This is a genomic window from Vibrio gazogenes, from assembly GCF_002196515.1.
In the GTDB taxonomy this organism is placed as follows: Bacteria; Pseudomonadota; Gammaproteobacteria; order Enterobacterales; family Vibrionaceae; genus Vibrio; species Vibrio gazogenes_A.
The window spans coordinates 514867-527360 of sequence record NZ_CP018836.1 but is presented as its reverse complement, the minus strand read 5'-3'; the positions used below and the strand labels follow the sequence as shown (position 1 = coordinate 527360).

At 46.7% G+C, this 12494-nt stretch carries 10 protein-coding genes; 5 read left to right on the top strand and 5 right to left on the bottom strand.

The annotated features are described in order from the left end of the window. Positions 1-83 precede the first annotated feature (83 nt). A complete protein-coding gene (locus BSQ33_RS18010; RefSeq protein WP_021019928.1) occupies positions 84-266 on the bottom strand; it encodes a hypothetical protein in 183 nt (60 codons plus the stop codon). Between the two features lie 480 nt (positions 267-746). On the opposite strand from BSQ33_RS18010, the gene BSQ33_RS18005 reads away from it, so the two are divergent. From BSQ33_RS18005 to BSQ33_RS17995, 3 genes are all read left to right on the top strand, one after another. Then, positions 747-1904: a glycerate kinase gene (locus BSQ33_RS18005; RefSeq protein WP_021019927.1), complete on the top strand. Its 1158-nt coding sequence runs from the start codon at positions 747-749 to the stop codon at positions 1902-1904. 236 nt (positions 1905-2140) lie between these two features. Continuing rightward, entirely contained in the window at positions 2141-2914 is a 774-nt protein-coding gene (locus BSQ33_RS18000; RefSeq protein WP_088134835.1) for a RimK/LysX family protein, read from the top strand. A 377-nt stretch (positions 2915-3291) separates the two neighbouring features. Further along, the gene (locus tag BSQ33_RS17995; RefSeq protein ID WP_021019924.1) at positions 3292-4767 is read left to right on the top strand and encodes an endo-1,4-beta-xylanase; all 1476 of its coding nucleotides are present in this window, start codon (positions 3292-3294) and stop codon (positions 4765-4767) included. A gap of 295 nt (positions 4768-5062) precedes the next feature. Here the strand turns inward: BSQ33_RS17995 and fruA are convergent, their stop codons facing one another. The 3 genes from fruA to fruB are packed head-to-tail and all read right to left on the bottom strand — an operon-like array spanning position 5063 to position 8915. Next, a complete protein-coding gene (gene fruA / locus BSQ33_RS17990; RefSeq protein WP_021019923.1) occupies positions 5063-6793 on the bottom strand; it encodes a PTS fructose transporter subunit IIBC in 1731 nt (576 codons plus the stop codon). A 22-nt stretch (positions 6794-6815) separates the two neighbouring features. Beyond that, positions 6816-7769, bottom strand: a complete 954-nt coding sequence (gene pfkB / locus BSQ33_RS17985) for a 1-phosphofructokinase (RefSeq protein WP_088134834.1) — start codon at positions 7767-7769, stop codon at positions 6816-6818. Between the two features lie 9 nt (positions 7770-7778). Further along, positions 7779-8915 (bottom strand): fused PTS fructose transporter subunit IIA/HPr protein, encoded by a 1137-nt coding sequence (fruB, locus tag BSQ33_RS17980; protein ID WP_088134833.1) that lies wholly within the window; start codon positions 8913-8915, stop codon positions 7779-7781. A 357-nt stretch (positions 8916-9272) separates the two neighbouring features. Between fruB and cra the strand changes: the two genes are divergently transcribed. Further along, positions 9273-10268 carry a catabolite repressor/activator gene (gene cra / locus BSQ33_RS17970; RefSeq protein ID WP_021019919.1) on the top strand — a complete coding sequence of 332 codons (996 nt, stop codon included), beginning with the start codon at positions 9273-9275 and terminating at the stop codon, positions 10266-10268. Positions 10269-10303: 35 nt separating this feature from the next. On the opposite strand, the gene BSQ33_RS17965 is transcribed toward cra, so the two are convergent. Then, positions 10304-11116: a class I SAM-dependent methyltransferase gene (locus BSQ33_RS17965; RefSeq protein ID WP_157721429.1), complete on the bottom strand. Its 813-nt coding sequence runs from the start codon at positions 11114-11116 to the stop codon at positions 10304-10306. A gap of 153 nt (positions 11117-11269) precedes the next feature. Between BSQ33_RS17965 and BSQ33_RS17960 the strand changes: the two genes are divergently transcribed. Beyond that, the gene (locus BSQ33_RS17960; protein WP_088134831.1) at positions 11270-12229 is read left to right on the top strand and encodes a kinase; all 960 of its coding nucleotides are present in this window, start codon (positions 11270-11272) and stop codon (positions 12227-12229) included. Positions 12230-12494 lie beyond the last annotated feature (265 nt).

Here is a 12494-nt window from a genome sequence, read left to right as displayed (position 1 = left end):
GCCTTGGGCAGTGGCGCCACCCAAACATGTGGGGGGAATTTTTTAAAGGTTGCTGTCGATGACAATCAACAGCATCAAATGCGCTACGAGCTGAATCGAATTTCTCCAGACTCATTGAGACAAAGGTGGGCTTGACGATTTTTGAGTAACTGAACAGCAAGTATTGGACTGACGGCTAACAATTCACCTTTAGCATGAGCAATGGGGGCTTCCCAAGCATGGTCTCTGTGTTTTCCGCTTTGATCAAACTGAACTAAAACTTTCATATTTACTTCTCCTCAACAAAGGTTTTTATTGAATTTTTTTAGTAACCTGTTTGTAAACGTAGCGTAACTGAACTGTTACTTCACTAGTTAAAAATGCAAGATTAATTTGATGAAATGATTATTAATATCATTAGTGAATATAATCTTATTCTCATATAGAAAAAACCTACGACTGATATTGAGTATGACCCGATCCAGCATGACCGTTTATCTGACTCAGCGGAAGTTGATGATTGAGCAACTTTAGGCTGAGAGAGCCGTGTGATTGTTTTTCCTTTACATCAAATTTTAAACATCGTGCAGCAAGCATTATTTTGAATCCGTGATCTCGGTAAGTGGTGCCATGTGTCTATGTAATATACTGATCTGTATCGCGTACTGACCGAGTTTAAATATGAACTGCGTGCATGTGCGAGTGGTTTTGACGACTAAGAGTGATGAAATACCGAGGAATACGAGCGAGATTACGGAGAGATATTGATGAGAATAGTGATTGCCCCTGATTCATTTAAAGAGAGCTTGAGTGCTGTCGAGGTCGCAGAAATCATTGCACAGGGCTGGCAGCAAGTTTTTCCTGAGGCTGAGTGTATCAAAAAACCAGTTACCGATGGCGGGGATGGATTTGTCGATGCTTTGGTTACGGCATCTCAAGGACAAAAACTGACGGCGCGTGTCAATAACCCGATTGGTGTTGAAATTGATGCTGAGTGGGGGATGAGTCAAGACCGACAAACGGCGTTTATCGAAATGGCGGCAGCCAGCGGATTGGCATTACTGACGGCCGAGGAACGTAATCCGTTACTGACGACGAGTTTTGGGACCGGACAATTGATCCGCGCGGCATTGGATGAGGGGATTAATCATCTGGTGCTGGGAATCGGCGGGAGTGCGACCAATGACGGTGGCGTCGGGATGATGCAGGCGTTGGGTGCATCGTTTATCGATGCGCAAGGAGATGAGTTACCACCCGGTGGTGCGACGCTGTCTCGGCTTGATTCAATTGACCTTTCCGGTTTAGATCCCCGCTTGCAGTCATGTCGGATAGAGGTCGCTTGTGATGTAACGAATCCATTAACCGGAAAATCGGGCGCGGCAGCAGTTTATGGGCCCCAGAAGGGCGCAACACCAGCGATGGTTCGGGTGCTGGATCGAGGCTTGGCTCATTATGCTGAGATGGTAGAAAAGCAGCTCGGCCAAACCGTTGATACGCGACCCGGAGCAGGGGCTGCCGGTGGCGTTGGCGCTGCATTGATAGCATTTCTCAATGCCCGATTATCTCCGGGGGTTGAACTCGTCAGTGAAGCGCTTGATCTGGCACCGGAAATTGCCCGCTGCGATTTAGTCATTACCGGTGAAGGGTGCCTTGATACACAAAGCCTTAATGGTAAAGTGCCGGTTGGGATTGCCCATCTTGCCAAACGTTACGGTAAACCGGTTATCGCGCTTGCCGGAAGCGTAAAAGCGACTGAGCAGCAACTCTATGAGGCTGGCATTGACGCCGCTTTCGGTACAGTACAAGCGGTCATGACACTGGATGCGGCACTCGCTCAGGCAGCCAGTCATCTTGAACAGACGACCGTTCAGGTTGCCCGTCTGGTCCATATCAGTGGAAAGCAGATCACGGGTGAGTCAGCCTAAAGCGTAAAAAGTTGTGGTTTTCAGGACAAAAAATCGACTAAAATCTTGAAAGTTAACTATAAACCGCCACACTTTAGTCAATAACAAATCAATAAGTAACAATTAGATAAGTAACAAATAGATAAGCAACAAATAGAATCAGTCATCAAGAGAACAGTCACCAATCGATATGACTCAGTTGATGAATTTTAGTGGCAGCATCAAATTTGGCGGCACAATAAAGGTGGGGGAACCGGATGAAACGACCATGGAAGTCATGGATGATATTAATGCTGTTTAGCGGGCTGGTGGGATGTAGTCATACAGGATCTGTGGCAGTGTCGTCATCGACAACACCGCAGGATGGCGGCTATACCGATCATCAAAAAGCGCTGCAACCGATCGATCAAGCCTATGGATATGAATTTGCACCCCAGAGTGATGCGGCAACGCCGGAGACATTGACTGTGCAAGCGGATGTCGCTGATCAGCCTGAGGCGGTTTCTGCGGTGTCTGCGCAGGCGGAACGCCCTGATGAACAGGTGATGACAGATATTCCGGCGATGACCGCAGATGTAACAACAACTGTAACAACAATGCCGCCGGCTCAGCAGTCAGACGTCGCTCAAAAAGATTGGGTGTATCTGCCCGGGGTCAATGAAAAGTTCCCGGCTCTGCTTGATCGGGGGGTTGAGGTATCCCGATTATCGACGACGGATGTCAATTATTTTCAGCGTAGTGGTCAGGATTGGGTTCAGTTTAGTATTCAGTCGGGTCAGCGTAAAAGTGTGCCCATCAGTTTACCGGTAATGCGTTGGATGAAAGTTACACCGACCCAAGTACATACTGACGCAGAACGACATGCTGTGGTGGTGACTTGGGTTGAATTTGGCCAAGAGATTAAAGAGCGGACCGAATTTATGTTGACCGATGCTTTACAGCGGACTCGCTCTCCCGTATTGCTCGGACAAAGTTTTTTTCGAGATATGGCATCTCATGAAACGGCACAAATTATTGATATTTTTAACTAGAAATAAGTAATAAAATTAAAATGATGGTTTAATAACAATCAATTGATATAACATATTACTCAATGGCCTCGGTTATTTTATACCTGAGGCCATTTTTTTTATAAATATCATGTTTATAACACGCCAAATATTCCTTCATTGATTGCAAGTTTTAATTCGGTGACGAGATCACAAATTGATACTTCGTTTTAAAAATATATAGACGCAAATAACAAAAATATGAGGTGGTATCTCTCATCTTTTTAATTTGGTGATATTCTATATGCGACCTGATTTATATTTTGGGTCTATGTTTGAACTGTTTGTCATGGGTTCCTCCTCGACGGAAGAATTCGCTTGATAAATAGTGATAGCGTCTTAACGCAAAAGGAGAAAACATGAAGGAAATAACACAACGGCAATGGTTAGGTTTCAAGGCTAAACAGTTCCGGACAGGACCGGTTCTGACGGCTTTGGCTGCTTTGATGATGCCATTTATGAGTGCGACTGCCGACACTCAGGCAGATGTCAGTGCAGCAGCGCCATCAGATTTCGCAGCATATTATGCTGCTGAATCGTTTGCTGGTTTGGCAAACAATGGTGGTGTTGAAAATGGACTAACCAACTGGTCATCAGTTGGGGGTTATATCACTCGCACCAATCAAGCGAGTCATAGTGGGGCAGCGAGTGTACAGATTTTAAATCGCAATGCGACTTGGAATGGTATTACGTTTAAGCCGGCACCATTAATCAATGGTAAAAAATATAATGTGTCTGTTTGGGTTCGGTTAGCGCCGGGATCTCAGCGTGCCAATATTATTCTGACTGGTAAACGGACAAATAATGAATATGTCCGGATTGGAAGCGTATCAGCTAACGACTATCAGTGGACTGAGCTGAAAGGGTCATATACCCAGTCAGGTTCACCGTTCCAGCATTTGATTATTGAATCTGATAATGATCGTGTTAGCTATTATGCAGATGACATGTCGGTTGAAGATGTTGGCGGTGGCGGTTCTGACAACCCTGGAAACGGTAAGAAATTCGTCGGAAATATCACCACTTCTGGTCAGGTTCGTGGAGATTTCACCAGATACTGGGATCAGATTACGCCAGAAAATGAAGGCAAATGGGGCTCTGTTGAAAGAACGCGTGATGTTTACAACTGGAGTTCGGTTGACGCCTCTTATAATTATGCGAAACAAAATAATATTCCATTTAAACAGCATACGTTTGTCTGGGGAAATCAGTATCCGTCTTGGATGGATCGATTAAGCCCATCTGAGCAAGCAGGCGAAATCGAAGAATGGATCCGTGATTTCTGTACTCGCTATCCTGATGTTGCGATGATTGATGTCGTTAACGAAGCAACTCCGGGTCATGCACCGGCTGAATATGCTCGAAGAGCCTTTGGTAATGATTGGATCATCAAGTCATTCCAACTGGCACGTAAATATTGTCCGAATGCAACATTGATTCTTAACGATTACAACGTGTTAAGCTGGAATACCAATGAGTTCATTGCGATGGCAAGACCGGCCGTACAAGCTGGGGTTGTTGATGCAATCGGGCTACAAGCGCATGGTTTGGAAAACTTCTCAGTCTCTCAATTGCAAGCGAATCTGAATAAAGTCGCTGCGCTAGGGTTACCGATTTATATTTCTGAATATGACGTGGCCAGAGGGAATGATCAGGAACAACTGAATGTCATGAGACAACAGTTCCCGTTATTCTATAACTCTGATGCGGTTGCAGGGATTACGTTGTGGGGATATGTTGTCGGCAGAACATGGGTCGATGGCTCGGGTCTGATTTATGATAACGGCTCACCACGTCCTGCAATGAGTTGGCTGATGAACTACTTAGGCCGATAAGCAATGTAGTGATACGGATATGTTCTGTTCACCATTTGGAACCGGTGGTTGAGCGAGCGTATTGATCAATTACATTGACGATCCCCTCAGACATTGTGTCTGAGGGGATTTTTTATATCGGTTCATTTATCGCGGGTCATCAGAGGGAAGCATCTCGATGGTTACGTGTGTTATCCGTGATTTCCCGTCTTATCGATGAGCGTCAAATTCGATGATCGTCAAATATAAAAAAGCCAGTGGGGGATTCCCACTGGCAAACCGTTTTCAATGGAGCAAAGATGTGCCCCAAGAGGGTTTAGGAGACTGCTTTCTCTAATGCTGATTGTGGTTTAAGCATCGCATAGCCAATACCAGTGATTGCTGTACCGACAGCAATCGCAACCAGATACATCAGCACTGGTGAAATTGCGTTTGGAATTAACAGTACGAACAGACCACCGTGAGGCGCCATCAGCTTCGCACCGAACAGCATTGATAATGCACCAGTGACCGCACCACCAGCCATACAAGCAGGGATGACACGCATTGGATCTTTCGCTGCAAATGGAATCGCACCTTCTGAGATGAAACACAGACCCAGCACGAATGATGCTTTCCCTGCTTCTTGTTCACTTTTCTCAAATTTATTTTTAGCGATGAAGGTTGCAACACCCATACCCAATGCCGGCACCATACCGGCAGCCATGATTGCCGCCATTGGCAGATACTGTTGCGAAGCTAACAGACCAACCCCAAAGGTATAGGCTGCTTTATTGACCGGACCACCCAAGTCAAAGCACATCATTGCTCCGAGAATAATCCCTAGCAGAATCGCATTACCTGAGCCCATATTCTCAAGGAATGTTGTCATTGCTGACATGATGTTCGCAACGGGTGTACCCACGATATAAATCATGATCAAGCCAGTCGCCAGTGTGGCTAAGAATGGGATGATCAGAATCGGTTTCAATGCTTCCATCGACTGAGGCAGTTGTACTTTATCTGCAATCAGTTTTGCGGCATAACCGGCAATGAAACCAGCAACGATACCACCAAGGAAACCAGAACCGATAGAGCTGGCTAACATACCACCGACTAAACCAGGAGCAAGCCCGGGACGGTCTGCAATCGAGAAGGCAATGTAACCTGCCAATACCGGAATCATTAGCGCAAATGCGGAACCACCACCGATTTTCATCAGTGCAGCGGCAAGTGTTCCTTCTTCTTTAAAGGCTTCAATCCCGAAGACGAAAGACAAGGCGATGATCAAACCACCGGCAACCACCACGGGCAACATGTGTGATACACCTGTCATCAAGTGTTTATAAACACCTTTCTTCTCTTCAGTCGCTGCTTCACTGGAACCAGCAGAACCCTGATAAACAGTCGCCTGAACGAATGCTTTTTCGATCTCTTCCTGTGTTTTTTTCAGTGCCGGGCCTGTTTTGGTCCGGTAGAGCTTCTTCCCGTTGAAACGATCCAGTGGCACCTCAATATCAGCCGCGATAATGACAAGATCAGCCGCTGCAATATCTTCGGCAGTCAGTTGGTTTTTTGCACCGACGGAACCACGCGTTTCCACCTTGATCTGGTGTCCCATGGTTTGAGCAGTATTTTCCAGTGCTTCAGCCGCCATGAATGTGTGTGCAACACCTGTCGGGCAGGCTGTAATTGCAACGATTTTCTTCGCGCTTGCTGCTGATGCAACTGGTGCTGCCGCAACGGTTTGCGCTTTATCAAGGACTTGCGCTTGTTCTGCGGCTGTTTTCAGATAAGCGGTTGGATCCGCTGTACATGCGGCAATATCGCTTTGGTAAACTTTTTTGCCAACGAAACGGGTGGTATCAACAGGTGTATTGGCAGCAATGACAACCAGCTCCGCTTCAGCAACATCGGCGTCAGTGAGCGTATAGCCATCGACAACGGAAGAGTGACATTCAACCGTTGCTGACCAATCCAGAGACTTCGCTGCTTGCTCTAACAAACCGGCAGCGAGAATACTATTTGCGACGCCGCTTGGGCACGCGGTAATAATGGCAATTTTCATAGTTACGACCTTATTGTTGTCCTTAATTACTAGCCTCAGGGCTATACGGTTGTAATTGGATCTGCTGTTGTAGGGTGTTTAACTGTTGGATATCGGCGACACCGACACCCACCTGACTCACTGCTAGTGCAGATAGTGCCGTTGCAAAGGTAAGTAGCTCCTCCTTCTTCATGGACTGCATATGTCCCCAGCACAACCCGGCAACCAGCGTATCACCGGCTCCGACGGTACTGACGACATTCATCCGAGGTGGTTTCGCATGTAGCCATTCATTGTTGTTAAGCCACATCACCCCGTTTGCACCCATTGAGACGACGATATTTTCGATCTCTTTTGCGGCGAGTTCGCTCGCTGCTTGCTGACATTCAGCCGCAGACTCAAGCGGTCTGCCGACGAAATGAGACAATTCCTCATCATTGGGTTTGATTAACCACGGATGAGCCTCCAGACCGGCGGCAAGCGCATCGCGGCTGCTATCGAACAACACTTTCTTACCCTGTTGGTGGAGTTGCTCGATCCAAGATGCACAAAGCTGAGGAGAAACCCCTTTCGGTAAACTGCCCGCCAAGACAAAATATTCATGACTTTCAGCCAGTCGGAACAATGTTTCTTCAAATGCTGCAATGGCTTGTGGTGACACTTCGACACCGGGGAAGTTGATATCGCTGACTTCACCGGAAGACTCGACCAGCTTCACGTTGATTCGGGTTGCGCCATCAACGCGGATAAACGCATCCGTTGCACCCATGGATTCGAATAACTGACAGAAGATGTCTTGATTATCGTTACCCAGAAAACCGGTCACGGTAACTTCAGCACCCAGATCACTGAGCACCTGAGCAACGTTAACCCCTTTTCCTGCCGCATGAAGCGAACCTTGATTGACCAGACTGACAGAACCGACTTGTAATGTGTCAAGGCTGCCGGTCAGATCCAGTGCCGGATTGAGTGTAATAGTGACTACTCGATTCGTCATAATGATCCCTTAATGTTCGCCCAGACCAGCATTAATCGCGGCACCCAGCGCTTCAAGTGCTTGGCTTGCATCAGAACCGTTAGCGGTAAATTCAAGTCTGTGTCCGCATTTCACACCCAGTGCGATGACTTTCATCAGGCTCTTCGCATTGACGGCCTTACCATCGCCATCGAGATTGGAAACCTTGATTTCAGCTTCGAATTTCTTCGCTTCCGCGACGAGCATTGCGCCTGGACGAGCGTGCAAGCCATGTGAGTTTTTCACTTGGAAAACCGCCGTGTTGGTGCTGTTGTCGGCACTTGCAGGTACTGATTCAGCCATACCCAATGCTGCCAGAACCGCTTGTTTGTCAGCGGTGAACAGGGCTTGTTGATTTTTCTGGAAAACAATCTCCGTGATTTTTTGCATCAGCGGCTGATGTGCGCCATTGCAAGCGGCAACAACGATGAGGCCTTTGACTGACTGTCCCTGAACTTCAAAAGCATCCTGGGCAGTGATGAATGCCAGACCGGTACGGGACACACCGCGATTACTACTGGTGAGCCACAGACCACCACCGAGTGGGGTTGCTTCTTTGGCGACCACATCAGCGACAAACTCACTGTTGACACAGCCTTTGTTTTTCAACAGTCCGCTTGCGACTGCGGACAGTGGCGTCATGTCTGTTGCCGGGAATTGCAACTGAATCAGTGAGTCATCAAAGTCAGCTTCGAACTGAACATCACCATTGAGCAGGGCAATGATGTCTTGTGCCTGGCTGGCCTGTTGCAGTTTTTGTTCAACGCCATCGGCTGACAGCACTTTGGTCAGCTGTTTCAAAATGCCAAGGTGTTCATCCGATTTGGCAGCGATACCGATCGCAACATAAACCGTATTACCATCACCCCAATCAACGCCCTGAGGAAAATGGTGTACAGCGACACCGGTTTCTTTCACTAAAGAGCGGGTATCGGTTGTACCATGCGGAATGGCAATACCATTGCCGAGGAATGTTGAATTTTGTGCTTCCCGGTTGAGCATGCCATCGACGTAACCGGCATCAACGAGTCCCTTCTCGCTCAGGTGGCTCGCAATTGCACGAATTGCATCTTGTTTGTTCGATTGAGACTGTCCCAGATGGATGTCATGAGGAGTGAGTTGCAGCATGTTTGGCCCCTTTAATTGCCTTATTTGGCGCTTTAGGTGCGGACACATCCGATAACTCTCTAACGGAGTTTCTGGTTGGGAAGATCATCCCTGGGTGTCTGCACCATCGTTTTATTATGAAAATAGCTGAATCGTTTCAGTATCTATTTAAAAAAATTCAGCAAAAATCACTTCACATTGCTCATAATATGGAAGTTATCTAACAAATAGTCCAAAAAAGTAGATTTCGCTATCATTTTTGAATTTTGCTGAATCCTTTCAGCTTTTATAGTGAATCGATTCAGCATATAGTTCAATCCTATTGAGGATCTTAATTTTAATTTCTATGATCCGACGCACACTAAAAAGAGTAGCGATATGACACTAGATGAAATTGCCAAATTAGCTGGCGTGTCGAAAACCACTGCAAGTTATGTGATCAATGGAAAAGCACAAAAGTATCGCATTAGTGAGAAGACGCAGCTGAAAGTTATGGATGTGGTGAATGCGCATAATTACCGTCCTGATCACACGGCTTCTGCGCTGCGAGCCGGGAACAGTCGGTCATTCGGATTGATTATCCCGGATCTAGAAAACACCAGTTATGCACGTTTATCTAAATTACTTGAGCAAAATTCCAGACAAGCGGGATACCAAATACTTATCGCTTGCTCGGATGACAATCCCGAAACTGAAATGTCAGTTGCAAACACACTGATTGCTCGCCGGATTGATGCCTTGTTTGTTGCCAGTTCGATTCCGAATGCCAGTGAATTCTATTACGGGCTTCAGCAAGCCGGAACCCCGGTGATTGCGATTGACCGTCCGCTGGATGATGAATTCTTCGCGTGTGTGGTCAGTGAAGATTATAGTGCTGCTTTGGAATTGACCGAATCCGTTTTAGATGATCAGCTTCAGTCGATAGGTCTGATTGGTGCATTGCCGGAACTCAGTATTTCTACGGATCGTCAGTTGGGATTTGAAGCGGCTGTTAAACCCAAAGGGATTCAGATTTTAGAAGGGTATGGCAGTCACTTTAACCGCGAAGAAGGAAAGAAGGTTTTCTCTGAGTGGGTAAATAAAGGCACCGTACCGGAAGCGATCGTATCAACCTCATATACCTTGTTAGAAGGGATTCTGGATGTCCTGCTGGAACACCCGCAACTGATGGACAACATCCGCTTGGCAACCTTCGGGGATAACCGGCTCCTGGACTTTTTACCGCTGAAAATTAATTCCTTACCGCAGCAGTTTGAACTGATTGCCGACAGCGCACTGGCCGTTGCTTTAAATGCAACCGCGAAGCGCCATCAGCCCGGCATTGAACTGGTTCCGCGAAAATTACGGGTGCGTCGCAATCCGAGCCAGTCATGATGAGAAAATGAATCATTGCTGATGGCTTACAGGGATCACTGTGGTGGTGGAGTGCTGCAATTCTCGATAAGATGACCAACAATTGAAAACATCATTGGGATATTCAATGGATGGCGATAAGTGCCTGATCCTTCAGTCACTTCATAGAGGTTCGGAAAGCAGTTGTAATTGCTATATGGATACTCGGCCATTTCGAAGATGATCCCCGCATGGGTAAGTGCGTTACTCACATCAGACAGTGTATGTAAATATTCATAAGTGGTATACAAGCCATGGTCATCTGGGCTGTTCACATATGATTTTTGGTCTTTAAACGCGATAGCATCCCCTTGATGACAGTAATCGTAACCGATACCCGTAAATTCATCGTCGAGGATATTGAGAAACGGATGGAATTCAACCATCACTAAACGACCATCTTCCTTGAGATGCCGACGAATCACTTGCGCCCATTGATTCAGATCGGACAACCAATTGATCACCCCATAAGAGGTGTAAATAATGTCGAACTTCTGATCCAGTTGCAGCGCTAAAACATCTTGGCAGACAAAATTTGCCGGAATGTTGAGTTCAGCAGACAACGCAGTGGCGGTTTTGATCGCCTCCGGTGAATAATCTACTCCGGTTACATGCGCCCCGGCATGTGCTAATGACAGGGTATCTTGGCCAAAATGACACTGCAGATGAAGGACCTCTTTATCTTGCAGATCCCCCAGCAGTTGTTTGTCGAGCGCTTTGAGCGAGTCAGGGTTTTTCTTGAATTCATCCATGGCGTAAAAATCGGAGCGGACATGAATCGGCACCCATGCGTTCCATACATGAATATTTTTAGTATTAACAGTGGTCAATTTTGGTGATCCCTATGGATACGTTTGGGAGAAGTCTATCATACCCATCGGTATGAATATCAAAGTATCCTGATGATTGACACCAATCGGTGAACCACGTATCAAGGTTAAATTCAGAAAACGTTACCTGTTTATATGTGACCTCATCAGATTATGTATCTTGCCCAAATACCTCACGCGATGTGTGAGCCGTTCATTGATACTTTGTCAGAACCACAGGATTCGAGTGGCCGCTGTCATTTTGGATCGGGTCAGTCTTGCTGCACGTTTGGTGAGTTACTGCAAGGCGTGTTACCCAACGGGCAAGATTTTCTGGTAACGCTTCCGGTTCAGCGTTACGTGAGCGCAAAATTTTATCTCGAAGAAGAAGAAGCGGCGGGCTTGCAGGTTTCTCCGCCCCATAAGACGAAGGCACTGGCTTTAGCTCACGCACTGTTGAGCCGCTATCAATTGCCATTGCACGGTGTACTTGAGATTGCGTCGGATATTCCTGAGAGTAAAGGTTTAGCCAGCTCGTCAGCAGATCTTGTGGCTGCTGCACGAGCGATTATCGACCATTATCAGGTTTGTATCAGCAATGAAGAACTCGCCCGGATGTTGTGCCAAATCGAGCCGACCGATGCAGTGATGTTTCCCCACTGTGTCGCGTTTCATCAGAATATCGGGCATTTAATTGCCGAGCTTGGCCCATTACCCAAGATGGTCATTGTGGCTCATGATGAAGGGGGCAGTGTGGATACCGTTGCGCATAAGAAAATGCTTCCCGGTATTGGTATTGCTGAAAGAGAGCAATATCAGGATTTGTTGTCTCGCATCCAGCGTGCTGTCAAGCACGGTGACTGTCGGGAGATCGGTCAGGTCACCACCATGAGCGCAATTTTAAATCAGCGATTCCGGCCTAATAAACACCTGAGTTTGTTTATTGATCTTTGTGATCAGCATGGTGGGCTTGGTGTTACTGTCGCACACAGTGGCACATATATCGGCATCCTTCTCGATGCCGGTGATATTAAGCTGACCGAAAAGAGAACCGCAATAGAGAATGCACTGAAAGCCAATGACTTAGCGCCTGAAACGTTTTCAACCTCTGGTGCAAGCCACGAGCCGGTATAACCCCCTAGGTAAATGGATGGCACGGATAAGAATTTCCCCGTGTAATCATCACCTTGTCTCTTCTCATCCCTTCGTTGATCGTCTTCCTGATATGAGTCGCGTTGTATGAGGGGGAGAAGAGACCATCAAAATGGTATGTAACAAACCTGTCATTTCGCTGACTTTATGATCATCCTCTTAACAGATTTATCATAAATGTGACCAGTATTAAAAATAGATTAACAAGTATGTATGACTTGGCGGAGATTAGTGTAACTTTACCCCC